This window comes from Pseudoalteromonas sp. GutCa3, from assembly GCF_002836155.1.
Classification (GTDB): Bacteria; Pseudomonadota; Gammaproteobacteria; order Enterobacterales; family Alteromonadaceae; genus Pseudoalteromonas; species Pseudoalteromonas arctica.
Genome location: NZ_PJBK01000079.1, coordinates 75949 through 101349, shown reverse-complemented (window position 1 = coordinate 101349; position 25401 = coordinate 75949). Strand labels below are relative to the sequence as shown.

The 25401-nt window shown below is 38.5% G+C and carries 22 protein-coding genes and 1 tRNA gene; 5 read left to right on the top strand and 18 right to left on the bottom strand.

Translation table 11 applies throughout. From position 1 onward, the window contains the following. Positions 1–97: 97 nt before the first annotated feature. From CXF64_RS14125 to CXF64_RS14095, 7 genes are all read right to left on the bottom strand, one after another. Positions 98–718 (bottom strand): FKBP-type peptidyl-prolyl cis-trans isomerase, encoded by a 621-nt coding sequence (locus CXF64_RS14125; protein WP_007586200.1) that lies wholly within the window; start codon positions 716–718, stop codon positions 98–100. A gap of 69 nt (positions 719–787) precedes the next feature. Continuing rightward, the gene (locus CXF64_RS14120; RefSeq protein ID WP_010554477.1) at positions 788–1174 is read right to left on the bottom strand and encodes a hypothetical protein; all 387 of its coding nucleotides are present in this window, start codon (positions 1172–1174) and stop codon (positions 788–790) included. 52 nt (positions 1175–1226) lie between these two features. Then, positions 1227–1317, bottom strand: a tRNA-Ser gene (locus CXF64_RS14115). Positions 1318–1475: 158 nt separating this feature from the next. Further along, a complete protein-coding gene (locus tag CXF64_RS14110; protein WP_007582705.1) occupies positions 1476–1853 on the bottom strand; it encodes a hypothetical protein in 378 nt (125 codons plus the stop codon). A gap of 203 nt (positions 1854–2056) precedes the next feature. Continuing rightward, entirely contained in the window at positions 2057–2605 is a 549-nt protein-coding gene (locus CXF64_RS14105; protein ID WP_007582703.1) for an NAD(P)H nitroreductase, read from the bottom strand. Between the two features lie 130 nt (positions 2606–2735). Further along, positions 2736–3419, bottom strand: coding sequence for an HvfX family Cu-binding RiPP maturation protein (locus CXF64_RS14100; RefSeq protein WP_101217314.1), 684 nt, complete (start codon positions 3417–3419; stop codon positions 2736–2738). A 93-nt stretch (positions 3420–3512) separates the two neighbouring features. Beyond that, complete coding sequence (locus tag CXF64_RS14095; protein WP_101217313.1) at positions 3513–5474, bottom strand: oxidoreductase; 1962 nt, start codon at positions 5472–5474, stop codon at positions 3513–3515. Positions 5475–5693: 219 nt separating this feature from the next. On the opposite strand from CXF64_RS14095, the gene sppA reads away from it, so the two are divergent. Both sppA and ansA read left to right on the top strand, forming a co-directional pair. Continuing rightward, positions 5694–7559 (top strand): signal peptide peptidase SppA, encoded by a 1866-nt coding sequence (gene sppA / locus CXF64_RS14090; protein WP_101217312.1) that lies wholly within the window; start codon positions 5694–5696, stop codon positions 7557–7559. A gap of 82 nt (positions 7560–7641) precedes the next feature. Beyond that, the gene (ansA, locus tag CXF64_RS14085) at positions 7642–8652 is read left to right on the top strand and encodes an asparaginase (protein WP_007582693.1); all 1011 of its coding nucleotides are present in this window, start codon (positions 7642–7644) and stop codon (positions 8650–8652) included. A gap of 69 nt (positions 8653–8721) precedes the next feature. Here the strand turns inward: ansA and gndA are convergent, their stop codons facing one another. Then, positions 8722–10095, bottom strand: a complete 1374-nt coding sequence (gene gndA, locus CXF64_RS14080; protein ID WP_010554474.1) for an NADP-dependent phosphogluconate dehydrogenase — start codon at positions 10093–10095, stop codon at positions 8722–8724. A gap of 377 nt (positions 10096–10472) precedes the next feature. Between gndA and pyk the strand changes: the two genes are divergently transcribed. Next, positions 10473–11909, top strand: coding sequence for a pyruvate kinase (gene pyk / locus CXF64_RS14075; protein ID WP_101217311.1), 1437 nt, complete (start codon positions 10473–10475; stop codon positions 11907–11909). A gap of 68 nt (positions 11910–11977) precedes the next feature. Here pyk and CXF64_RS14070 read toward each other — a convergent pair whose 3' ends face one another. The 10 genes from CXF64_RS14070 to thrS form a co-directional block, all read right to left on the bottom strand. After that, positions 11978–12802 carry a LytR/AlgR family response regulator transcription factor gene (locus CXF64_RS14070; protein ID WP_007582688.1) on the bottom strand — a complete coding sequence of 275 codons (825 nt, stop codon included), beginning with the start codon at positions 12800–12802 and terminating at the stop codon, positions 11978–11980. Then, positions 12795–13871, bottom strand: coding sequence for a sensor histidine kinase (locus tag CXF64_RS14065; protein ID WP_007582687.1), 1077 nt, complete (start codon positions 13869–13871; stop codon positions 12795–12797). Before CXF64_RS14065 ends, CXF64_RS14070 begins: the two co-directional genes overlap by 8 nt. A gap of 251 nt (positions 13872–14122) precedes the next feature. Next, positions 14123–15679, bottom strand: coding sequence for a SulP family inorganic anion transporter (locus CXF64_RS14060; RefSeq protein ID WP_101217310.1), 1557 nt, complete (start codon positions 15677–15679; stop codon positions 14123–14125). A 129-nt stretch (positions 15680–15808) separates the two neighbouring features. Beyond that, positions 15809–16267: an Lrp/AsnC family transcriptional regulator gene (locus CXF64_RS14055; protein WP_007375323.1), complete on the bottom strand. Its 459-nt coding sequence runs from the start codon at positions 16265–16267 to the stop codon at positions 15809–15811. Positions 16268–16374: 107 nt separating this feature from the next. Further along, positions 16375–17016 carry an MBL fold metallo-hydrolase gene (locus CXF64_RS14050; protein ID WP_024592375.1) on the bottom strand — a complete coding sequence of 214 codons (642 nt, stop codon included), beginning with the start codon at positions 17014–17016 and terminating at the stop codon, positions 16375–16377. 1 nt (position 17017) lies between these two features. Beyond that, positions 17018–18835: a M14 family metallopeptidase gene (locus CXF64_RS14045; protein WP_101217309.1), complete on the bottom strand. Its 1818-nt coding sequence runs from the start codon at positions 18833–18835 to the stop codon at positions 17018–17020. Between the two features lie 486 nt (positions 18836–19321). Then, complete coding sequence (rplT, locus tag CXF64_RS14040) at positions 19322–19681, bottom strand: 50S ribosomal protein L20 (RefSeq protein WP_002960711.1); 360 nt, start codon at positions 19679–19681, stop codon at positions 19322–19324. Positions 19682–19696: 15 nt separating this feature from the next. Further along, positions 19697–19897, bottom strand: coding sequence for a 50S ribosomal protein L35 (gene rpmI, locus CXF64_RS14035; RefSeq protein WP_002960713.1), 201 nt, complete (start codon positions 19895–19897; stop codon positions 19697–19699). Between the two features lie 212 nt (positions 19898–20109). Continuing rightward, on the bottom strand, positions 20110–20670 hold the full coding sequence (infC, locus tag CXF64_RS14030) for a translation initiation factor IF-3 (RefSeq protein WP_002960714.1): 561 nt from the start codon (positions 20668–20670) through the stop codon (positions 20110–20112). Positions 20671–20729: 59 nt separating this feature from the next. Continuing rightward, entirely contained in the window at positions 20730–22640 is a 1911-nt protein-coding gene (thrS, locus tag CXF64_RS14025; RefSeq protein WP_007582683.1) for a threonine--tRNA ligase, read from the bottom strand. 355 nt (positions 22641–22995) lie between these two features. Between thrS and CXF64_RS14020 the strand changes: the two genes are divergently transcribed. Together CXF64_RS14020 and CXF64_RS14015 are read left to right on the top strand one after the other, a co-directional pair. Continuing rightward, entirely contained in the window at positions 22996–23442 is a 447-nt protein-coding gene (locus tag CXF64_RS14020; RefSeq protein WP_007582681.1) for a DUF3010 family protein, read from the top strand. A 184-nt stretch (positions 23443–23626) separates the two neighbouring features. Continuing rightward, positions 23627–25360 (top strand): AMP-binding protein, encoded by a 1734-nt coding sequence (locus tag CXF64_RS14015; protein WP_101217308.1) that lies wholly within the window; start codon positions 23627–23629, stop codon positions 25358–25360. Positions 25361–25401: the final 41 nt, after the last annotated feature.

Below are 25401 nucleotides of genomic sequence, written 5' to 3'. Positions count from 1 at the left end.
AAGCTAATTGGTATAAAACTCTTAAATTACAAACACAAAAAAGCCGTATTCAAATTGAATACGGCTTTTTAAATTCTTAAATTAAAATTTATTTAATTTAAGAAATGATTTCGTGTAGCTCAACATCAAATACAAGCGTTGAGAAAGGTGCGATTGCAGCACCTGCGCCACGTTCACCATAAGCAAGCTCATGAGGAACGTAGATACGCCATTTAGTACCTACAGGCATCATTTGTAATGCTTCAGTCCAGCCTTTGATCACGCCACCAACTGGAAATTCAGCTGGTTGACCGCGCTCGTATGAGCTATCAAACACAGTACCGTTAATAAGTGTACCGTGGTAATCAACACGTACTGTAGACTCAGCTGTTGGCTTTTCGCCTTCGCCAGTTGCTAGTACTTCGTATTGAAGACCAGACTCAGTTACTGTGATTTCAGGACGTTTTGCGTTTTCTTCTAAGAATGAAATACCTTCTGCAGAAAGTACTTTAGACTCTTCTTCACGACGAGCTTGAATCTCTTCGTTTATTTTTTCAAATGCAGCTTGGATCTCTGGGATCTCAACTTGAAATGCGCTACCAGCGTACGCATCTTTCATGCCTTCAAATACTGAATTTAGGTTTAAGCCTTCAAAAGGATTAGACTTAAGTTGCTCACCCATTTGTAAGCCAATACCGTAACTTGCTTTTTCAGCATCTGTAGTAAAATTATCTGACATAATGTGTTTTTCACGTTTTGTTAGTTAAAAGACGCGACTATGCTATCACAAAATAAACCGCGTTTGGGGCTAGTTTTTGCTGAGTTTTAGCTTAATTAGGCCAACAATATAACTACAAAGCGGCAAACTGAATAAAATTCCAACAAGTAGAGGCATTGTTAGTAATCCTGATTCGCCAAACAGTAAAAATGGCACTACAAGCAGCCCTATACAACCAATAAAAACAGAGCCAATAACTGGCCAATGCTTATCGTATTTGGTAATAAGATGGGCAGCTAAAACATTAAAACCAACACCATAAATTAAAGCGGTAATTAATGGATACTCTGGTTGAGCATCTATAGCCATTTTTACTAATAAGCTAATAGCACTTTGATAGCAGTAACCAAATACCGTCCATAATAAAAGATGTTTTATTAATTTCTGCGAGGTTGGTAGGTTTGTTGCTTTAGTCATTTAGAAACTCCACAAAGCAAAAAACCGCCCATAAGGCGGCTTTTTTAAATAATGGTGGAGAGATAGGGATTTGAACCCTAGATGGGCTATAAACCCATGCCGGTTTTCAAGACCGGTGCATTCGACCACTCTGCCATCTCTCCGCACGGCGCGAATAATATGGCTAAATACATAACTTGTAAAGAGCTAAATAGAAATTAATATAAAATATTAACATATTGGATAAAATAGACCCACTTTGTTCTTTTGTTAAGCTCTTCACTTTAATAAAAGTGTAGTTAATAGACTAAAGTTAAACACATTAATAATATTGTTTAGGTCTACGTGCAATCCAAGAGCAAATTAAACAAGCCAATATACTCAGTGCGGTAAAGGTAACGCCTTGAAAAATTAAATCGAATCGATTTAAATCATCACTTGGTACTACAACAAACATAAAAGCTGGTAGCACACTAAGCGATAAAACGTAGCAACATACTTTAAATGCACGCCCAAAATCGAAACGTTTGGACTGGTGCATCCACCATGTTAACAACACAAGCATACCCATTGCTGAACCGGCTATAAAGTGTGATGCATTTGTGCTCATTGCAACATACAGTGTTACAAAAGCACCAATGATTCCCCAAATTGACCATGCTAGCCAATTCTCTTTTTCACGTAAAAATAAATTTCCCATAGTTTTCGTCTTCTTTATCGTTATTTTTATTAAGACTTTCCATAATGTATCAAAAAACAACCGATTAAAAAACAAACTGAAGAAGATTTAGTAAATTTAGTGCTTCCAAGCGCTTCTTACAGCCAAGTCATTAACTTTTAAATAATACTCTTTGTAACCTTAATGAATTATGACTATGTAAGTTGCGCAAAGTTCATACTATTTCACAAATTACTAAAATAGTTTTCTGGCTTATGGCGAGGCGACTTTTTACAATCGACTTCGGGTGTACCTATATATAAATACCCTACTATTTCATCTTGCTCATGTAAGTTAAGCGCTTTTTTAACCGCGCTACTTTGTGCAAAGTAGCCTGTGCGCCAAACACCGCCTAACCCTTGGGCAAATGCAGCTTGTTGCATCGCTAATACACTACAGCCTGCGCTTTGTACTTGTTCTATTCGAGGAACTTTTGGGTGTTCTTGATATTTAGCAATTGCTATTACAATCATAGGCGCACGAAGGGGAAGCTCTTTAGCACGGTTAATTACTTTTTCTTCTTGTTGCTCTGCCACTGCACTTTGATGGTAAATTTCACCCAGTTTATTGCGTGCATCACCTTGAGCAACAATGAACTGCCACGGTGCTATACAGCCATGATCAGGAACACGTAATGCTGCTTGCTTAATTATGTCGAGCTGCTCAGGCGTAGGGCCCGGCTCTGTTAGTTTAGAGTCTGATTGGCGGGTAAGTAAAAGCTCGATAGCGTTCATAACGATTCCTCAAAATTCAAAACGCTAGAGTAACATTTAAACCCTTAAAAAATAAATACCGAGAAATTAAAATGCAAAACGGCCGCAAAGGGTTAAGCTATGCGGCCGTTAGTAAAGTAGATTAAATACGTTATTCTTTTACAATATTTCGCCTTAACCAGTAATCTATACTAACAAAACGCCCACCGCCCATAAAAAACAAGCTAAGAAGCATAGCAAAATAAATTGCCGAAAATTCTATACCGTTGTTTAAAATAGACGGCTTGCCCTTTTCGTATAGATAATCAGGAAAACCGTGTTCTTCAACTAAGTCACGAATTTTACCTATTCGGTCTTGTACTTCTAGTGAGTTTTCAAGGCTTTCTTTAGCGCCCGGAATTGATAACCAATCGAGCACTTGCGCAGCACTTGTTTCTGGATTAGTTGGTGCTATTGCAAACCAACCATTATGCCAATGTACTGAGGTTGCAGCGACAACCATTGTAAACATAAGTGGGATACTGACCAAGCGAGTTAAAAGGCCAAGTAATAAAAACCAACCTCCTAAAAATTCACTCCAGCCAGCTAAAAAAGCTAGTAAGTCAGGAAACGGTAATCCTAAACCCCATTCATTATTACCAAACCATTGAACTACATCTGGAGATGCTAAAAAGTTATCAAAGAAACCTTCTGTCTCACCGCTTATAGCAAGTTTGTTATAACCTGCAATGACCATAACAGGGGCTAAAATCAAGCGAAATAGCAATGCAGGTAAACCATCTAAAAATGATAGTTTACCCAATATTGCATCATAAAGATTGGTTAGTTTGTTCATGCGTATCCTGTGTGTTCACTGTTTATTAAGTTATAGACTATAAACAGCAAAGACCGCATGAATTGATAAACTATTTCAATTTATTTACAAAGGTTAAATACTTCTAGCGACCTGAAGAGCTTCAAAAATAGCGCGTTTAGCATCAATAGCAGCAGCTAGTTTAGCTCCGCCTATAACATGTACCTTTGCGTTATCTGTGTAATTTTCTAGCACTTCGTTGTTAGAAACCTGACCAATACAGGCAATAACCGTGTCTACTGGCAGCACTTGAGTTTCACCAGCAACATTAATAGTTAGTCCGCTTTTATCAAAGCTTTGGTATTGGCAATCAGCAATTTGCTTAACGCCATGCTGCTTAGCAACTTGGCGATGTATCCAACCCGTTGTTTTACCAAGCTCGCTACCAAAACGACCCGCACTGCGTTTTAACATATACAATTGACGTTCATCTTTATGAGGTTGGGCTTCACACTCAATCCCCCATTGCGTTTTAAACTCGCTAATAGTTTGCGATTTATGTTCGCTTAAAAACGCAACCATATCAAAACCTATACCACCGGCACCTAAAATAGCAATTGATTTACCCAGCTCTACTTCGCCGCGTATAACTTCGTCATAAGCAAATACACGCTTATCATCGCTACACTTAATAGAGGCTTCACGCGGCCTAACGCCAGTTGCAAATACGATGTCATCATAGCTTTTAAGCATTGAATCGTCATAAGCTTTACCAAGCTCTACAGTTACTTTTAATCGCTCAAGCTCATTAGTGAAGTAAGTAAGAGTATGGTTAAAGTCTTCTTTGCCCGGTATTTGCATGGCTAAATTAAATTGGCCACCCATTTGCGGTTTTTGGTCAATTAGCGTGACGTTATGCCCTTTTTGAGCCAAGTAACAACTTGCCGATAAACCAGCAGGGCCTGCGCCGACTACTAATACGTTTTTAGCTTTGGTTGCTTGTTCTAACGGGTAATCTAGCTCAAATGCAGCTTGTGGATTAACTAAACATGTAGCACGTTTATTTTTAAATACGTGATCTAGACAACCTTGGTTACACCCTATACAAATATTAATTTGCTTAGATTGATTATTTGCGTATTTATTAAAAAACTCTGGATCGGCAAGTAGCGGCCTTGCCATCGAAATTAAATCAGCCTCGCCTGCCTTTAAAATATCGTTAGCTATTTCTGGAGTATTAATTCGGTTAACAGCAATCACTGGCACGCTCACCACGTCTTTTAAACGTTTTGATGCTTCTTTAAATGCACCTGGCGGCACCATACTCGCAATAGTCGGTACACGCGCTTCGTGCCAACCAATACCTGTGTTAAATATATCAACACCCGCTTTTTCAAGCTCGGTAGCTTGTATGACAACTTCCTCTGGTGTTGAACCGTTTGGGATTAAATCAATAACCGACAATCTAAAAATGATTAAGAATTGCTCAGATACTTTTGCTCTTACAGCTTTAACTATTTCAAGCGCAAGTCGCATTCTATTTTCTAGGCTGCCACCAAATTCATCTTCACGTTTATTGGTGTGCGGCGCCATAAACTCATTAATCAAATACCCTTCAGAACCCATAACTTCAACGCCATCGTAGCCAGCTTTTTCAGCCATATAGGCAGAGTGCGCAAAGTCTTTAATTGTTTTTTTAATCGAGCCAAGCGTCATAGCTTTAGGTTTATAAGGATTAATAGGTGCTTTTATTGCACTTGGTGCCTGATTGAATGGATGGTACGCATAACGTCCAGCATGTAATAATTGCAAACAAATTTTTCCGCCGTGTTTATGCACAGCATCTGTATAAGCGCGGTGCTTAAATACATCGTAATAACTATTAAATGAAGATGAAATAGGTGTTAATTTGCCACGTAAATTAGGGCTGTATCCGCCCGTAATTAACATTGCAGTGCCGCCTTTTGCACGTGCTTCGTAAAATGCACGTAAGCGTTTGCGGTTATGCCATCCCTCTTCAAGGCCTGTATGCATTGAGCCCATCACTAAGCGGTTACGTAATTGTGTGTGTTTTAATTGTAATTGTTGTTCTAACATCTTGTGCCCCGTTAACTGGTCTAACCTGTATACATTAGCTAATTCTGCTTTAATGGCAAGTAATAAGCAATATGTGCCTTCATTTAATTAAAAAAAGCTATAAAAACATGTATTAATAGCACCTCATAAACACTTCGTTACGATTTAGCAGTTAAATTTATTTTTATTCTAGGCTAAGATGGAACTAATGTATTAACTGTACCAAATTAAGGAGCTATTTTGATAGCAAAGGTATTTAAAGGTATTTGGGCTGGAATTAACTTTTCTCGTCGTTTAATACTCAACATTCTGTTTTTATTACTGGTAATTGTTTTCTTAGTGTCACTCTCAAGTGACGACGATAAAATAATAGTTGAAAATGGCTCTGTGCTTAGGCTTAACCTAAATGGCCCTATTGTTGAAGAAAAAACATACATAGATCCGGTCGAAGCTGCAATTAGTGATGCTACTTCTGGTTCTGAAGCGCCAAGCGAAATATTACTCGACGATATTGTTGAAGTAATAAACGAAGCGACTAAAGACGATCGCATTACGGTGATGCTGCTTGATTTACAAGAAATGCCTAAAGCGCATTTAAACAAACTTAAGCAAATTACCAATGCTATTGATGCATTTAAACAAGCTGGCAAAAAAGTGATTGCATCGGGTTATTACTATACCCAAGCACAATACTATATTGCATCACATGCTGATGAAATAGCTATGCACCCATACGGTAGCGTAGGTATTGAAGGTTACGGCATGTATCCGCTTTACTTTAAAGATGCACTTGAAAAGCTTGAAGTAACGCAGCATATTTTCCGTGTTGGTACATTTAAGTCAGCAGTAGAACCTTTCATTCGGAACGACATGTCTGACGCAGCCAAAGAAGCTAGCCGTGTTTGGTTAGGCGCTCTTTGGAGTGAATACAAACAAGATGTTGCTGCGGTTCGCCCATTTGATGAGTCAAATTTCGACGAGACAATGGACGTATATCTTGAAAAAATGAAAGCTGCAGATGGCGATGCAGGTAAATATGCACTTGACCACCAGTGGGTTGATTCTTTAAAAACAAATCAACAAGTTCGCAAACAATTAATTGATTTAGTTGGCGCACAAGAAGATGGCAAAACATTTAAGCAAGTTTCATTTCGTGAATACTTAAGCTTGGTTAAACCACCGATTGAATTTGATAACCCTATTACCGAAAAAGTCGCCGTTGTAGTTGCTAAAGGTACAATTGTTGATGGTGAGCGTAAAGCTGGCGAAATTGGTGGCGACTCTACAGCAGCCCTACTTCGTAAAGCACGCCTTGATGACAAAGTTAAAGCGGTTGTACTGCGCATTGATTCAGGTGGCGGTAGTATGTTTGCCTCTGAAGTTATTCGTGCAGAAGTATTAGCGCTTAAAGCTGCTGGTAAGCCTGTTATTGCCTCTATGAGCTCTGTAGCTGCATCAGGTGGTTATTGGATTGCCTCTGCTGCAAACGAAATCTGGGCAGCACCGAGTACTATTACAGGTTCAATTGGTGTATTTGGTACGTTTATGACATTTGAAAAAACCTTATCTAAAATTGGTGTTTATTCAGATGGCGTTGCAACAACCGAAATGGCTGGTTTTTCTATCACTCGTCCCCTAAACGAAAAAATGGGTCAAGTAATTCAGATGAGCGTTGAAGAAGCATACGGTCGCTTTTTAAACGTTGTCGCTGATGCCCGTAATATGACGCCTGAGCAAGTTGATAAAATTGCCCAAGGCCGCGTATGGATTGCATCTCAAGCACTTGAACTGGGTTTAGTAGACAAACTTGGTGATAAACAAGATGCTATAAAAGCAGCCGCAGCACTTGCAAAACTTAATCATTATGAAGTTAAAACCATTAAACAAGATTTAAGCTCGCAAGAAAAAATGATTCAAAACATTTTTGGTAACGCGTCTATTAAATCGATGCTTGGTTTACAAACACAAAAAACATCTGTGTTAGCAACGCAAGCTAACTTGCAAAGCGTTATTAACCAATTAAGTACTGAAGTTGAAAACCTTAAAGATTACAACGATCCACAAGGTGTATATGCACGCTGTTTAGTGTGTAACGTTGCACAATAAAAGTGCATAGCTTTACCTAATCAGCTGTATTTAAAGTTACTTAACGTTATACTAAGCCCAGTTTTTTTACTGGGCTTTTTTTATGAAACGTAAACGCATTTATATCGCTTATACTGGCGGTACTATAGGTATGAAAAAATCGAGTCGAGGTTATATTCCTGCTGAAGGTTTTTTAACAGAAACCGTAGTGAACAACGCAGAGTTTAACCGTGATGAAATGCCTTTGTTTGATATTCACGAATACTGCCCTCTTATAGATTCTTCAGATATGTCTCCTGAGCATTGGCAACTTATTGCTGATGACATTAAAGATAAATACCAAGATTATGATGGTTTTGTTGTGCTTCATGGCACCGATACAATGGCGTATACAGCCTCAGCACTATCGTTTATGTTCGAAAATCTAACTAAACCTGTAATTGTAACTGGCTCACAAATTCCGCTTTCTCAATTACGCTCAGATGGCCAAGTAAACCTTCTGAATGCAATGTATCTAGCGGCAAATTATCCAATTGCAGAAGTAAGTCTATTTTTTAATAACCAACTGTTTAGAGGTAACAGAGCAACTAAAGCCCACGCCGATGGATTTAATGCATTTGCGTCGCCTAATCTTGACCCCTTAGCGTTATCGGGTATTAGTATTCAACTTATTAAAGGCCAACTTAGTCCTTATGTTGAAAATGAGCTGCAAGTTACCCCTATTACACCTCAACCCATTGGTGTGCTTTATTTATACCCTGGTATTAGTCAAGAAGTGGTTAAAAGCTTAGTTAACGGCAATATTAAAGCCCTGGTGTTGCTTAGTTTTGGTGTAGGTAATGCACCGCAAGATCCTAACTTTTTATCAATACTTGAAGAGGCAAGTAAACGTGGCGTCGTTATTGTTAATTTAACCCAGTGCTTAAAAGGCCATGTAAATATGGGCGGCTATGCAACGGGTAATGCACTGTTAAATATTGGTGTTATTAGTGGGTACGATATGACCCTTGAAGCATGTTTAACTAAATTACATTATTTATTTAGCCAAAAGCTAGAAGTAGAGACGATTCGTCATTTAATGCAAGACAATTTACGTGGTGAATTAAGCCGTTAAATCTCACCGCGCCTAAAATACAAAAAGCACGCTAAATAGCGTGCTTTTATCGTTTTAAACAACTGTTTATTACCTAACTTTAGCGTCGATATCTACTAGGTCAGTTAAATGGCATGTTTCACCGCTATGGGTTTTAACACCGTGCTCACCAAAGTAATCACGCTGGGCTTGAACTAAATGCCCATTACTCGGTGTAGTTAATGTTGCTAAATACGTTTGTGTAGCACCCAATACAGGGAATGCTAAACCAGTCATTATTGCTTGGCCGGTAATTTTGCGCAAAGAGTTAGACTCTTTCTCAAGGGTATCAATAAATTCAACACCTTGTGCAACGCTATCAAGGTAGTCAGCACGAATAATACAACCAGCACGCCACGTTTGAAGCGTTTTAGATAAATCAACTTTCCACTGATGAGTACGTGATGCACCTTTAATTAGCGCTAAACCTTGGCGATACGCAAGTAAGCTTGCAAGTAAGAACGCTTCTTTTAGCTCTTCTAAATCAATTTCAACATTGTTAGTTGATTTAGATGCATACGTCATCTCTTGTGCAGCCGTTGTATTACATGCATTAGTTAAATGACGAGCTTGTACAGCAGCAACAAGTGAAGGAACTGCAATACCAAGTTCTAGTGCATTTTGCGCAGTCCAAAGACCAGTACCTTTAGCGCCAACTTTATTATCAATTAAGTCCGCAAGCGGTACATTATTATGATTTTCAAGTGACAATATGTGGCTAGAAATAGACAGTAAGTAGCTATTTAATTGACCTTCTGACCAGTCATTAAATATCTCAGCCACTTCTTTTGGAGAACGATTAGTGCCTAAACGAAGTAATTGGTACACTTCTGCAATAAGTTGCATAAGTGCGTATTCAATACCGTTGTGAACCATTTTTACAAAATGACCACTTGCTGATTGACCAACACGTGCAAAACACGAGTCGCCATTATAGCTAGCAGCTACTTTTTCAAACCATGGCTCAATACGTTCCCAACCACCCTCAGAACCACTTGCCATCATTGCAGGACCATGGCGAGCGCCTTCTGCACCGCCAGAAATTCCCATAGTGGCAAATTCAAATTTATTTTGGTATTTAAGTTTACGCGTTATACCGTCTTTATAATTACTATTACCGCAATCGACAATCATATCGTCACAGTTAACGCCGGCCTCTACAAGTTCATTACAAACTGTATCAACTAACTCACCAGCAGGAACAAGTAATAAAATAGAACGAGGTGCCTCTAAACGCCTTACCATGTCTCTTAAATCAGAGACAATGTGAAGCCTATCAGCCATGCCTTGAGATTTAGCACAACTTAGTAACTCTTCACCCGCATGTGGGTTTTTGTCATAAGCGACTAGCGTTATCCCTTTTTCAATCAAGTTTAGGGCAAGATTTTTTCCCATAACGCCTAACCCTACTAATGCAACTTGCATCTAGTGTCCTCCTCGGTAACAACTATTTGGTTAGAAAATTCAGTGTATAAATTAAATAATACCGCGTGCATTATACTCATACAGTCATAAAATACTAATTATGAGTCAATACAACATGCTTTTTTATTACAGATAAATAAGCTACGTAATTATATCAAACATCAATGGTCTCGGGGTGACTAAAAGCAAAGCTAATTGAAATTAAGATCATTGACGCATTCTGACACCGGTGTCATAATGATGACACAATAGTTTTGTATAAAATAGTGGCAAACCTTTGAAGTTTGCACATAACTAAAATATTTTATTCTAATATAGATATTTTAAGTCAACAAAATAACGTCAACATGCTTTCACCAAGCAAACAGGAGAAATTGATGCTAAGACGCACGAAAATAGTCGCTACCCTTGGACCTGCTACCGATAGAGATAACAACTTAGAAAAAATTATTATCGCTGGGGCTAATGTAGTACGTTTAAACTTCTCACATGGTGTTGCCCAAGATCATAAAGACCGTGCACAAGCTGTACGCGATATTGCAAAAAGATTAGGCAAGCATATTGCTATCCTTGCTGACCTTCAAGGCCCTAAAATCCGCGTTTCTACTTTTAAAGAAGGTAAAGTAACGCTTGCTGTGGGTGCAAAATTTACCCTTGATGCAAAAATGGAAAAAGGCGAAGGCGACATAAACTCTGTAGGTATTGATTATAAAGAATTACCTAACGATGTAAGCCCTAACGATTTACTACTTCTAAATGACGGCCTTATTCAATTAAGTGTTGATGAAGTAGCCGGGCATTTAGTGCATTGTACAGTCACTGTTGGCGGTGTTTTATCTAACAATAAAGGTATTAACCGTTTAGGTGGTGGCTTAACTGCTCCAGCATTTACTGAAAAAGACAAAAAAGATTTAATAACTGCCGCTGAAATTGACGTAGATTACATTGCCGTATCATTCCCACGTAGTGGCGACGATATGCGCTACGTACGCTCACTTGCTGAAGCTGCTGGTTCAAAAGCACAGTTACTTGCTAAAATTGAACGTGCTGAAGCCGTTGAAACCCAAGAAGCTGTTGATGACATCATTTTGGCGTCTGACGCTGTAATGGTTGCTCGTGGTGATTTAGGTGTTGAAATTGGTGATGCTGCTCTTATGGGCAAGCAAAAACTAATTATTCGTCGTGCTCGTTCATTAAACCGTACTGTAGTAACAGCAACGCAAATGATGGAATCGATGATTGATAACCCTATGCCTACACGTGCAGAAGTTATGGATGTTGCAAATGCTGTTCTTGATGGAACAGATGCTGTAATGCTTTCAGCTGAAACAGCTGCAGGTGATTATCCTGAAGAAACAGTTGCGACTATGGCACGCGTTTGTTTAGGTGCTGAATCGCAAAAAGAAACGCACGTTTCTAAACACCGTTTAGATAGTCGCTTTTCTAACAATGCTGAATCAATTGCGCTTTCTGCTATGTATGCAGCTAATCACTTAGATTCTGTTAAAGCAATTATCACACTTACTGAATCTGGTAGTACGGCTAAATTAATGTCGCGTATCAGCTCAGGCTTACCAATCTACTCGCTTTCACGTCATGCGAGTACATTAGGTCAAACAGCACTTTATCGTGGTGTTTACCCAGTATTTTTTGATTCTACAAAAACTGAAAAAGACGGTATGGTAAAAGCCGCGCTTGATACTTTAGTTTCTCAAGGGTCTTTACAGTCTGGCGATACAGTAATTATTACTCACGGTGACTCAATGGAAACTGTGGGCGCAACTAACACAATGAAAATTGTAACTGTTGCGTAATTAAACGCCGAATATAAAAAATGCGAGCTTAGCTCGCATTTTTTGTGTCTGTAATAAAAGCGTTGGCTTTAACTTGCTAATGCCGCTTTAACCTTATCTCGGTAGCTACGGCTCACTTTTAATTCTTGGCCATTTTCAAGTACTAATAAATACTCACCACTTACTTGTGTAACCAGTTTACTAATTTGTTTTGTATTTACTATTGCGCTGCGGTGCACACGCACAAATAACTGAGGGTCGAGCTCTTGCTCAAGCTCTTTCATTGTTTTACGTAGAATATGCGTTTGTCCGTCTTCACAGTGTAAACACATATAGTCACCTGCTGCATCAACCCATTGGATAGTCGCTACAGGTACCCGTATAATTTCACCCTGCTCTTTTACAGCAAGCGATTCTGGGTAACGTCTGTCTGTTAGCATATCGCCAGTGGCTAATTTTTTAAGTATTTCTTCGCAATTGTTACCAGTAATACCGGCTACAAAACTCGCTAGTTTTTTCTTATGGGCGTTGTCTTGCTGCGTTTTTAAGTAGGTATGCACTTTTTCTACCGCCTGTTTTAGTCTGTTATCATCAACGGGTTTTAAAATGTAATCGAGAGCATGAATTTCAAACGCTTTTACAGCAAACTGGTCAAAGGCCGTTACAAATACAATCGCTGGTAATGCTTTTGAGCTTTCGCTAAGGGCTCTTGCTACTTCAAAGCCATTCATACCTGGCATTTGAATATCTAAAAAAACCAAATCAATTTTCTCGCTTTGACACATTTCAATTGCATCAGCGCCTGAACTACACAATTTAATTACTTCAATATCAGAGTATTCTTCGAGCCTTACCGCTAAACCTTTTCGTGCTAACGGTTCATCATCAACAATGAGTGTTTTTATTTTAGTCATTTTTCACAGCCTTCTCAAAAGGTACTCGCAGATTAACTTTTAATCCACTTGGCGTATTATGTGATAATACAAACGAATAATTATTTTCATACAACGTTTTTAATCTATCTTTGGTATTAGCGACACCTACGCCTTGAGCGTTAACTAATTGGCCATCGAGTATGTCAGTACCTGGGCCGTTGTCGCCCACTTCTAGTAATAACTCATTCGCAAATACCTGTGCTTTTATATCAATTACTCCACCTTCTGTTAGATGGGCAATAGCATATTTAATCGCGTTTTCTATAATAGGTTGCAAGATTAAGCTCGGTACTAAAGCCTCTTTAGCTTGCTCGCTTATATCTACATTTACCTTTAATCGCTCATCAAAACGTACACGTTCTATTTCTAAGTAAAGCATGAGCGCATGCAACTCTTGCTCTAGCGGTACTTTCTTTATTGGATCGGTATTTAATGTATAACGTAGAAAGTCACTTAACCTTGCTACCATTAAGTTAGCATCTTTGTTTTCTTTAACCAAAATTAAAGTAGAAATAGCGTTAAGTGTATTGAATAAAAAATGGGGGTTAAGCTGATACCTAAGCATTTTTAATTGCGCTTCGTGTGCCATAGTTGTGGCTTTTAGTGCTTTTTGTCGCTCACTTTGTAATAACTGATAATATTTAACGCCAAAGTACAAACCACTCCAACATAAAATAATATATACAGAATCTAAGCCTTGCTGCAGGTAATAAAACCACTCCTCTGGTCTATAACCATGGCGGTATATTTCCCACAAATTAAATTTTTGAACGACAGCCCATAAAGTACCTGTTACATAAGAGGCACCAAATACCACAATCATTAATACCCAAGGCGAGGCATTCCAAATTTTACGGTAAATATACCTAAGCGGCACTGTCATCAAACAACCAGCGTAAGCATTTAATAAAATAACAAATACGTATATATCACGCATTTCAAATACTTTAGAGCCAATATAATTTACTAACGCATAACCAATCCAGCCTGCAATTTGCAAAAGCCAAAAAAAGCGTTGTCTGTTATCGACTAAAGATTGCCAGTTCAAAATAGATATTTACTCCGTATAGTTAAAGACTAATTCCATAAAATAGGCGCTTGTTATTCTTTATTATTTTTACCTATGTAGGGCTAATTTTAATAAAATTAGATAGTCTTATTATATAGATTTATGAGTTTGCATAGCACTACAGCCTACCTTGCTTTTTAATAGTCTTACCGCAAACAAATAGTAGATACACTAAAAAAGCGAAAGGTTATTCACCTTTCGCTTTTTAAATATAAATAGCTTTGTGTAAATTAAGCTAGTTTGTCTGATGCTACTTTGTATGTTGGATCTTCAATCACATTCACTTCAACCAAATCACGTGCTTTATGCAACAACTGCGTACAGTCTTTACTTAAGTGACGTAAGTGAAGTTGTTTACCTGCTTTTGTGTACTTATCAGCAAGTGTGTCAATTGCTTCTATTGCACTGTGATCAGATACGCGGCTATGCTTAAATTCAACAATTACATTTTTAGGATCATTTTTAACATCAAATAACTCTGCAAAGTTTTTAACTGAACCAAAGAAAAGCGGGCCATGTAACTCATATACTTTAGCGCCGTCTTCATCAATATAGTTAGTTGTGTATATGTGCTTAGCATGCTGCCAAGCAAATACTAATGCAGATACAATAACACCTACACATACTGCAATCGCTAAATCGGTAATAACCGTCACACCCGATACAAGTACTATTACGAACGCGTCTGATAGAGGCACACGCTTCATCATTTTAAAGCTGGCCCATTCAAACGTACCTAATACAACCATAAACATAACACCAACAAGTGCAGCTAGTGGGATCATCTCAATTAAGCTTGAAGCGAATATGATGAACGCAAGCAACATCAATGCAGCACTTATACCCGATAAGCGAGAACGACCACCTGAGTTAATGTTGATCATTGATTGACCAATCATTGCACAACCACCCATAGCACCAAACATACCACAAGTAATATTTGCAGCGCCTTGGCCTATACACTCTTTATTACTATGACCGCGAGTTTCTGTAATCTCGTCAATTAAGCTAAGCGTTAATAATGATTCAATTAAACCAATAGCCGCTAAAATAAGTGCATAAGGAAAAATAATTTGTAGCGTTTCAAAAGTAAACGGCACCATAGGAATATGAAACTGAGGTAAACCGCCTGCAATTGTTGCAGCTTCGTCGCCTGTCATTCCTTTTAAGAAATCAACTACAGTATGCGCTTCTAAATCCAAACCAATGACTAAAGCGGTCACTGTAATAATAGCGACTAATGTAGAGGGTACAGCCGTTGTTAGTTTAGGTAAAAACTGAATAATAGCCATGGTTAAAGCCACTAAACCAAGCATAATATATAACGGGTTACCCGTCATCCATTCTTGTCCGCCCATACCATCAGGCACTTTAAATTGTCCTAACTGAGCAAGAAAAATAACAATAGCTAAGCCGTTTACAAAACCAAGCATTACCGGATGAGGAACCATGCGGATAAACTTACCGAGTTTAAATACACCCGCGAGTATCTGCAGTATGCCCATGAGCAATACGGTCGCAAATAAATACTCAACACCATGATCAAGCACTAAACTTACCATAACAACAGCTAGTGCACCGGTTGCACCTGAAATCATACCAGGGCGGCCACCAAATATAGCCGTAATTAAACCAACGATAAACGCGGCATATAGACCAACTAAAGGTTCTACATTTGCAACAAAGGCAAACGCAACAGCTTCTGGCACCAAGGCTAGCGCCACAGTTAATCCAGATAGAATATCGTTTTTAGCAGAGCTAGGCGCCCTACTGAGTAAGTTAAACATTGAGTTCCTCAAATGGTGTAATGGGTATCAAAAAAAGCGCTAAATTCTACCAAATTAGCGCTCAGTTAACAATTGTCATTATGTGGTTAAACTAAACTAAAAGAGGTTTAGCTTTTAAAAGAAGTGCTTTTATAAAGGGAGGGAAGTACTACGTTTTACACATGTCATTGTTACATTAGAATGTACTTCTTGTACATATTCTAAGCTTAGTAAATTATCGCGTACAAAGTGCTCATAACCTTCTATGCCTTGTGAAATTATGCGTAGCATAAAGTCCATTGTTCCAGCCATGGTATAGCACTCTGTTACTTGATCATAACTCATTATAAGTTTTTCAAATTCAGCAAGGTTCTTTTTACCGTGATTTGATAAACGCACATGTGCATATACAAGCATATCAAAGCCAAGTTTTTTCTCATCTAAAAGAGCCACTTTGCTTTTTATATAACCATCTTGCTCTAGCTTGGCAATTCGACGCCAGCATGGAGACTGAGACAAGCCTACTTTATCAGCAATTTCTGCGGTTGATAAACTAGCATCTTGTTGTAAAAGTGCCAATATTTGGCGATCTACGTGATTTAGAGACATTTTATTTCTTATTTATCAAATAAACTGGTTAAATTATACAACCATTTTAAAACTCAGTCTGCTTATTTTTAATTTTTATGCAGTTTGCCAAACTTCAAATAAGTAACTTAACCAAACTTACCACTCACAAAAGGATTTGTTTGTTTTTCAAATCCAACCGTAGTGTCGCTCCCATGCCCTGCCAATATTTTAGTATTATCAGGTAAGGTTAGAATATGCGTCTTAATCGACTCTATAAGTTGTTCGCTGTTCCCCTTAGGGAAATCAGTTCGCCCTACTGAGCCTTTAAAAATAACATCACCTACAATAACGCATTCATTGTCTTGTTGATAAAACACAATATGACCAGGTGTATGCCCTGGGCAATGCTTCACTAAAAAGCTAAGTTTACCTACGCTCACGGTGTCGTTATGGTTTAGCCAAATATCCGGATAAAAAGGCTCAATGGGTTTAAACCCGAACATTTGTGCTTGCATAGGTAAGTTTTCAAACCAGAAGTACTCATCTTTTTGTGGGCCAATAATTTGTACGTTAAATTGATTACGTAAAATATCAGCCCCACCCACATGATCTAAATGCCCGTGCGTTAACCAAATAGCACTTAATTCTAGTTTATGCTCATTAAGGGCTGCTACTATTTTATCAGGGTCGCCACCTGGGTCTATGACTACGGCTTGTTTAGTTTCACTACACCAAATAATACGACTATTTTGTGCAAATGCAGTGACGGGTATGGTTATAATTTGCATATTAGATTTCTTTACTTTTTTGATCCGGGATAACAACTTCTTCTTCAAATGACATCAATATTGGGTACTTTAAGTACGCTTGATCATAAAATGGACTTTGCTCATATAACCAGTTTAATCTCGCATCAGCGTCGCTTGCGAACGATTTATCTTTAAGCTTTTCATCAAACTTAAGCGCTAGCTTTGGATTGTCTTTTAGCATTTGGCGTGCAAACGGAATTAGTGCATAGTTTTCCATATACTCAGTACGCTGAAAAATAGTATTAAATTCCCCCCATGCAAAAAACGAATCTGGTGCTTCAGGATGCAATAAATGCACAGCAAGCTCACCTGCTTTTTGTTGAGTATTGACTTGATACCAACCATCTAAATCTACATTTATAGCTGGGACATAATCAAAACTTGCTGACACTCTAAAACGGCCTTCAAATGGTGCTTTATCAAACGTGTAGTCTGCCACCTTTGCTACTTTTAAAGGCTGTGTGTTTGCCCCTTCAAGTTTATTAATAGAGACACCATGTAACTTTAGTTTCTTAATAATATTGCGATATACAGGCGGAATAAAAAAAGCTTTAGGTACTTCAACTGTATGTTGTACATCTTTTTGCCAATAAATAGGTAAGTCGGTATATGTATGTACTTTACCCAAATACTTCACTTCATTTTGTCCTGAGAGCGCATTCATGCTTGATGAATACTCAATACCTTTAAACTGCGCAATCGTATCAGCTTGCTTGGAATAGCCACGCTTTACTATTAACTGTTTAGGAACAAATTCCTGTTCTTTTTTTACTGCATTAGCTAATTCATGACTGTGCTTTGATAGCGCAGTAATAGCACCATCTAAAAATACGTAAGTTCCTAATACACGTTGCTTGTAAGGCTTCAATGAATGATTTTCAACTAAAATAGTCGGTAATGACTTTAAATCACCCCAACCATTTGAAAAGCGCGGCGTAGCAACCCATCCCGCTAATCCTTTTTTAAAGTCGCGCTTGTCCATAACAAAAACAAGTGGCCCTGGCATGTGCCCTTGCTTAGCTAGCGTATCGTCAATCAGAGGCTTAAAAAACTGGTTTAGTGCATCAGATACCGCAGGCGACTCGCTTGAAAATACCGGATTGTAGCCATAAGTCACATCATATTGGTAATCTGCGCCGTCGGTTACGTGTACATCAATGTATAAATTTGGGTTGTAGTCGTTAATAACCTTTAAAACACTTCTAACTTCTGGGGTATCTAATTTAGTAAAATCGCGATTTAAATTAAGGTTATTAGCATTTGTTCTAAAGCCCATTTTTGTAGGGCCCCGTTGATTGATGCGATTGAATGCACTACTACGTTCGTGTCCATCTACATTTAATATAGGAATAAATAATATATTTACCTTTTTTAAAATGTCACGGCGCTTACCCGTCGCTATATCTCTGAGTAACATAAACATGGCATCTTTACCGTCTATTTCACCAGAATGTATTCCTGCCTGAATAAAAATAGTTGGCTTAGTGCTATTAGCCATTTGCCTTGCTTCAAAAAAACCTTGTTCACTGGCAATCAACATTTTTATTGCACGCTTGCTATTACTATAGCCAATGGTTTGAGATTGAAACTGAGTAGGGTTTGCAGCAACTAATCTATCTACAAATGCCATTGTATTTGCATAATCTGGCGACGCTTCACCTGCTGACAGCTCAAAATCTGTAGTTAACGGCCCTTGTTTTTGTAAAAGCTCTACGCTTTTCCCCTGCCACTCAATTAATGAAGGTAAGTGTGCGTCATACGCCACACTTGCAGATAAAACTAGTAAACTTGCAAACATAAAATTCTCTAACAAACGCCTTAATTATATAAATTATATCAACTAAATTTTTTATAATGAGGAAACTGCGGTGATTCAACAAAAAAATGCAGCCAACTACATGTCACTCATTCACACCTGTATTTTAAGGCTATATAACATTATTAATGTACAGTAATTCATTACATTACTATTTATACCAACTCGTAAAAATACTTAATCAATTTAAAGGATTACATCTGACGCTAACAGCGTCAAAAATGTCTGATATACGTCTGCATGGATCCAGGAGAGTGAGCAATGATGGAGCAATTGCCAAGAACAACTAAATAGTGAATTTCGCCCTGCTCTAACGTATCTTTTTATCGATAAATAGAGCTCATATAAGCAGATGGGTATTAATTTGAGAAAACTAATTTAGCTCAGCTATAAAAAAGTGTAAGTTATTAAATTACAGGCACAAAAAAAGGAGCCATAGGCTCCTTTTTAATACTTATATGAAAAAGCTTAAGCGGCTAGGCCTTCTTTTGCTTTTTCTACAAGCGCTGCAAATGCAACTTGGTCATAAACAGCGATATCTGCAAGGATCTTACGATCGATTTCTACAGATGTCTTTTTAAGACCATTGATAAAACGGCTGTAAGACAGACCATTTTGACGTGAAGCAGCATTGATACGTGCAATCCATAATTGACGGAAAGTACGTTTCTTCGCACGACGGTCACGGTAAGCGTATTGACCCGCTTTAGTAACAGCCTGGAAAGCTACGCGGTAAACACGTGAACGTGCTCCGTAGTAACCTTTTGCTTGTTTTAAAACTTTTTTGTGACGTGCACGTGCGACAACGCCGCGTTTAACTCTTGCCATTTCTAAAAACCCCTATTAAGCGAACGGTAACATACGTGAAACTAGACCATGGTCATTTTTATGAACCATCATCTTAGGACGTAGGTGTAACTTACGCTTAGAAGTTTTCTTAGTCAGAATATGACGAAGATGCGCTTGTTTACGCTTGAAACCGCCAGAAGCAGTCTTTTTGAAACGCTTAGCAGCGCCACTGTGACTTTTTAGCTTATAAGCCATTGCAATAACTCCAAATTGTATTGCTTTTAAATTAGTAAGCAGGCGTGAGATATATTTCTATAGCTCCACTTTTAGGCCTAACTTACTGCCATGTTCCGGTGAAGACCCAGCATAAATGCCGCAATCTTACTTTAATACCGGTTAACTCAGGTGAATATTCGCATATTACTTGCAGACCTGAGCTAATTTCGGTGCGTATTATCGCTTAAAAATTATTTTTTAGCAACAGGCGCCATCATCATAACCATTTGGCGACCTTCAACACGATTTGGGAAAGACTCAACTACTGCAAGTTCTTCTAAATCGGCTTTGATACGGTTTAATAATTCTATACCAATTTCTTGGTGAGCCATTTCACGACCACGGAAGCGGATAGTAATCTTAGCTTTATCGCCAGCTTCTAAGAACTTACGTAAGTTGCGAAGCTTAACCTGATAATCACCTTCATCCGTACCAGGACGGAATTTGATTTCTTTTATCTGGATTTGCTTTTGCTTCTTCTTCTGCTCTTTTAGTTCTTTGCTTTTTTCAAAGATGAACTTACCGTAATCCATGATTCTACAAACAGGCGGCTCAGCGTTTGGACTGATCTCAACAAGATCAACACCCGCTGCATCGGCCATAGTTTGCGCGTCTTGTAATGACTGAATTCCAGCTTGTTCGCCTTCAATGTCAATTAAACGAACTTCTTGCGCTGTAATTTCTTCGTTAATACGATTTTTTTGAGCTGTTTGTTGCCCTTTCTTGCCGCCTCTAATAGTACGTTCCTCCAAGAATATCAATAATATAAGCGTGTAATTGGCTGTTTGTTAATGCCTTACACGCTCGATTTTTACTGTCGATTTTTAATTTCTTCGCTAATTTTAGCTACAAAATCATCGACATTAAATTTGCCTAGGTCTTCACCTGTGCGAGTACGCACTGCTACTTCTTGTTGTTCAACTTCTTTATCGCCAACAACAAGCAAGTATGGAATACGCTTCAGTGTATGCTCACGGATTTTAAAGCCAATCTTCTCATTTCTCAAGTCAGCAGCGGCTCTAATTCCAAGTTTATTTAATTTTTGTACAACTTCTTTAACATAAGGAGCCTGTTTATCGGTAATATTCATAATTACCACTTGCTTTGGCGCAAGCCACGTCGGGAATAAACCAGCGTACTCTTCAGTTAAAATGCCAATAAAGCGTTCAATAGAACCTAAAATAGCACGATGTATCATTACAGGTGTACGACGTTCGTTATTTTCTGCTACATAAGTAGCGCCTAAACGACCCGGTAATGCAAAGTCTAATTGCACTGTACCACACTGCCACGCTCTGTCTAAACAATCGTATAAAGTAAATTCAATCTTTGGACCATAAAACGCGCCTTCACCCGGAAGATAATCAAATTCAATATCGTTTAGCTTAAGTGCTTCGGCTAAAGCAAGCTCTGCTTTATCCCACATATGGTCTTCACCAATGCGTTGTTCTGGGCGAGTAGATAGCTTAACTACAATCTTCTCAAATCCGAATGTTTCATATGTATCATAAACCATCTTAATACACGCTGAAACTTCGTCCATTATCTGCTCTTCGGTACAGAAAATGTGAGCATCATCTTGTGTAAAGCCACGTACACGCATTAAACCGTGTAGTGCACCTGATGGTTCATTACGATGACAACAACCAAATTCAGCCATACGAAGTGGTAAATCACGGTACGATTTTAAACCCTGGTTAAAGATCTGCACATGTCCTGGGCAGTTCATTGGTTTAATCGCGTATTCACGCTTTTCAGACTCAGTGGTAAACATTGCTTCTGAATATTTTTCCCAGTGACCTGATTTTTCCCAAAGTGAACGGTCCATCATCATTGGACCTTTTACTTCTTCGTACTCATATTCGCGTAACTTTTCACGTACAAATTCTTCAAGCTCGCGGTAAATGCTCCAACCATCGTTGTGCCAAAATACCATGCCTGGCGCTTCTTCTTGCCAATGCCATAAATCAAGCGCTTTACCAATACGGCGGTGATCGCGTTTTTCAGCTTCTTCAAGGCGTTTTAAGTACGCTTTAAGTTGCTTTTTATCGCCCCACGCTGTGCCGTAAATGCGTTGTAGCATTTTATTTTCTGAATCACCACGCCAATATGCACCCGCCACTTTCATTATTTTGAAGTTTTGACAAAATTTCATGTTAGGAACGTGAGGTCCACGACACATGTCTACATATTCTTCGTGATGATATAAACCTGGGCGGTCATCTTTAGCGATGTTTTCGTCCAAAATTTCTATTTTGTATGTTTCGCCACGCGCTTCAAATGTATCGCGTGCTTCTTGCCAGCTTACTGTTTTTTTCACTACGTCGTAGTTGGTTTTTGCAAGTTGCAACATACGCTTTTCAATTGCTTCAAGATCATCTTGTGATAATGAATGTTCCATATCGATATCGTAGTAAAAACCGTTATCAATGGTAGGACCAATTGCCATTTTTGCGTCTGGGAAAAGTTGCTTAACTGCATGACCAATTAAGTGAGCACAAGAGTGACGAATGATTTCAAGGCCGTCATCGTCTTTAGCGGTAATGATCTCAAGACGAGAGTCTTCACTAATTAAATCACATGCATCAACACGGTCGCCATTAACACGACCCGCAATGGTCGCTTTAGCTAAACCAGGGCCAATATCGTTTGCAACATCAAGCGTGCTTACAGGGTTTTCAAAACTACGTTGACTTCCGTCTGGAAGAGTAATAACTGGCATTATAAATCCTTGCTACAGTGGTGACACCTACAATGTATCACGTGTATTTTTAATAAATTAAATGAGAATGACTCGACAACGCTTTTACGAATAAGCATTGACTAATAAATGTAGATGCAGAGTCTATTCAACTACAAAGATATATTGTCGCGTGCTGCGCATTTAATTACAAGTTTTAAGGGGTGAAATCCACCCGTTTTGAGCACAAAATGTAACTTTTAGAGCAAAAAAAATCATTTCATTAAAATATAAAAGCATCAACGCACTAATTACGCACCTACAACTATACCTACACTCGCATTTTAATGTGTGTTGCGTATAATACTGCGTAATTAAGTTATTTTAGAGAATAGACATGAGAACATGTGGTGTAGAAATTACCGGTAGTGATGTACTACTTTGTATTTTAAGTAAAGATAATGACGTATTTGATATTCGCGATGTGCGCCAAACACGCTTTACCTTAGGTAACGGTAACGACACTGAAGTAATGCGTAAATTTCAATTCGATTTTGCAAAATTAATGCAAGATTACCAAATTGATTCTGTTGCAATCCGTGAGCGTCAGCCTAAAGGTAAATTTGCTGGCAGCGCAAAGGGATTCAAAATGGAAACTGCGATTCAATTAATCGACAATTTAGATGTACGTTTATTTACCACAACTGAAATTAAAGAACAGGTAAAGCGTAATCCTATTCCTATTGATTTTGAAGAAACAGGTCTTAAAAAGTACCAAGAAAATGCATTTGTAAACGCTTACGTTTACATAATGAAAAAAACATACCGCAGCGACGAAATGTAAAGTTATTGCTCGTTTAAAAACGCGTACTTACAGTGTAAGACGCGTTTTTTTGTATCTAAAAATATAATTAGATTTTATTAATCTAATAATACATTAGTCTAACTGCACTTCTCTTTGTCGACAATATGTGTTTATTTTAACTTTGTAGTTTACATAACTCACACACATTTTCATGGAGAGAGCAATGCACACACACACTATTGCGGTAAAAGAAGTAGAACAAATAAATCACTTACCGTTATCGCAAAGCTATTTTAAAGGTATACAAAGCACACCTTTAACAAATTCAACTATAGGCGAGTACTTTGACTTTATTGTCGACAAAAATCCAGAGGCGTTAGCTGTTGTAGTTCATCACCAGGGTATTCGCTTAACGTATAAAGAATTTCAAAAAGAAGTTAATCAACTTGCTATGGGGTTGCTGGCACTTGGCGTGAAACCAGGCGAGCGTGTTGGTATTTGGTCTCCTAATAATATTGAGTGGTGCTTAACCCAATTTGCAACCGCAAAAATTGGCGCAATAATGGTTTGCATCAACCCTGCATATCGCCCTAACGAATTACAATACGCCTTAAATAGTGTTGAATGCTCTACTCTAATCACAGCATCAAACTTTAAAGGCAGTGATTATTTAGAAATGCTCAATGGTTTGGCTCCAGAACTTGCAACTTGCGATAAAGACACACTTAATTTAAAAGCACTGCCCACTCTTAAAAATATAATCCGCATCGGCGATGAAGCATCTCCTGGTATGTACTCTTTTAACGATGTTATTAACTTGCCAGCACCGGCACATGAGCTTGAATTAAAAGCAATAGGTGCAAACTTAAATGCTGAGCAAGACATCAATATACAATTTACATCAGGCACAACAGGCAACCCAAAAGGCGCAACGCTCACTCATAAAAATATTTTAAATAATGCGCTATTCGTCGCCGAATCTATGCACTTTACGAGCGATGACAAGTTATGTATCCCTATCCCGTTATATCATTGCTTTGCAATGGTATTGGGTAGCTTATTGTGTGTTAGTAAAGGTGCAGCAGCCATTTACCCAGGCGATTCATTCGATGCAAAAACCACACTAGATGTAGTTCAACAAGAAGGATGTACAGCGCTGCACGGTGTACCTACTATGTTTATTAGTGAGCTTGAGCTAAGTAATTTTAACGATTATGACTTAAGTACTTTACGCACGGGTGTAATGGCAGGCTCTACATGCCCAGAGCAAGTAATGCGCAAAGTACAAACACAAATGAACATGCATCAAGTACTGATTGCTTACGGGCAAACGGAGTGCAGCCCCATAAACAACATTACCGAAACAGACTCTTCAATAGAGCGGCAAGTAACGACGGTTGGCCGCGCACTTGCCCATACTGAGGTTAAAATAATTGACGAGCTGGGTAACATTCAAAAAATTGGTCAACCTGGCGAAGTGTGTAGTAAAGGTGCAGGCATAATGCGCTGCTATTGGAATGACGATGCTAAAACAAAAGCCACAATAGATGACAACGGTTGGCTACACTCTGGCGATTTAGGTGTCATGGATACAGAAGGGTTTGTCACTATTGTTGGCCGTATTAAAGATATGATTATTCGTGGCGGCGAAAACATTTATCCGCGCGAAATAGAAGAAGTGCTTTACACCTACCCGGGCATTCAAGATGCTGCCATATTTGGTATAACAGATGAAAGGTATGGCGAGGAAGTGTGCGCTTGGATCCAACCAAAAGAAGACGCTGTGCTTGATGAGCAAGCAATTCGTGAGTTTTTAAAAGACAAACTAGCCTATTTTAAAATGCCACGACATATCCGTTTTGTAGAAAACTATCCAATGACAGTAACAGGTAAACTGCAAAAATTTAAAATGCGTGAGCAAATGCAAGAAGAGCTAAGCGACAACGCTTTTTCCTAGTTTCGTCTCTAAGTAACTGAGGCTCTGGATAGGGAATTTAT

What these genes read in the sequence shown, in the direction of transcription:
- CXF64_RS14125 (WP_007586200.1), bottom strand. Translation starts at nt 718, where the DNA reads ATGTCAGATAATTTTACTACAGATGCTGAAAAAGCAAGTTACGGTATT.
- CXF64_RS14120 (WP_010554477.1), bottom strand. Translation starts at nt 1,174, where the DNA reads ATGACTAAAGCAACAAACCTACCAACCTCGCAGAAATTAATAAAACAT.
- CXF64_RS14110 (WP_007582705.1), bottom strand. Translation starts at nt 1,853, where the DNA reads ATGGGAAATTTATTTTTACGTGAAAAAGAGAATTGGCTAGCATGGTCA.
- CXF64_RS14105 (WP_007582703.1), bottom strand. Translation starts at nt 2,605, where the DNA reads ATGAACGCTATCGAGCTTTTACTTACCCGCCAATCAGACTCTAAACTA.
- CXF64_RS14100 (WP_101217314.1), bottom strand. Translation starts at nt 3,419, where the DNA reads ATGAACAAACTAACCAATCTTTATGATGCAATATTGGGTAAACTATCA.
- CXF64_RS14095 (WP_101217313.1), bottom strand. Translation starts at nt 5,474, where the DNA reads ATGTTAGAACAACAATTACAATTAAAACACACACAATTACGTAACCGC.
- ansA (WP_007582693.1), top strand. Translation starts at nt 7,642, where the DNA reads ATGAAACGTAAACGCATTTATATCGCTTATACTGGCGGTACTATAGGT.
- gndA (WP_010554474.1), bottom strand. Translation starts at nt 10,095, where the DNA reads ATGCAAGTTGCATTAGTAGGGTTAGGCGTTATGGGAAAAAATCTTGCC.
- pyk (WP_101217311.1), top strand. Translation starts at nt 10,473, where the DNA reads ATGCTAAGACGCACGAAAATAGTCGCTACCCTTGGACCTGCTACCGAT.
- CXF64_RS14070 (WP_007582688.1), bottom strand. Translation starts at nt 12,802, where the DNA reads ATGACTAAAATAAAAACACTCATTGTTGATGATGAACCGTTAGCACGA.
- CXF64_RS14060 (WP_101217310.1), bottom strand. Translation starts at nt 15,679, where the DNA reads ATGTTTAACTTACTCAGTAGGGCGCCTAGCTCTGCTAAAAACGATATT.
- CXF64_RS14055 (WP_007375323.1), bottom strand. Translation starts at nt 16,267, where the DNA reads ATGTCTCTAAATCACGTAGATCGCCAAATATTGGCACTTTTACAACAA.
- CXF64_RS14050 (WP_024592375.1), bottom strand. Translation starts at nt 17,016, where the DNA reads ATGCAAATTATAACCATACCCGTCACTGCATTTGCACAAAATAGTCGT.
- CXF64_RS14045 (WP_101217309.1), bottom strand. Translation starts at nt 18,835, where the DNA reads ATGTTTGCAAGTTTACTAGTTTTATCTGCAAGTGTGGCGTATGACGCA.
- rplT (WP_002960711.1), bottom strand. Translation starts at nt 19,681, where the DNA reads ATGGCAAGAGTTAAACGCGGCGTTGTCGCACGTGCACGTCACAAAAAA.
- rpmI (WP_002960713.1), bottom strand. Translation starts at nt 19,897, where the DNA reads ATGGCTTATAAGCTAAAAAGTCACAGTGGCGCTGCTAAGCGTTTCAAA.
- thrS (WP_007582683.1), bottom strand. Translation starts at nt 22,640, where the DNA reads ATGCCAGTTATTACTCTTCCAGACGGAAGTCAACGTAGTTTTGAAAAC.
- CXF64_RS14020 (WP_007582681.1), top strand. Translation starts at nt 22,996, where the DNA reads ATGAGAACATGTGGTGTAGAAATTACCGGTAGTGATGTACTACTTTGT.
- CXF64_RS14015 (WP_101217308.1), top strand. Translation starts at nt 23,627, where the DNA reads ATGCACACACACACTATTGCGGTAAAAGAAGTAGAACAAATAAATCAC.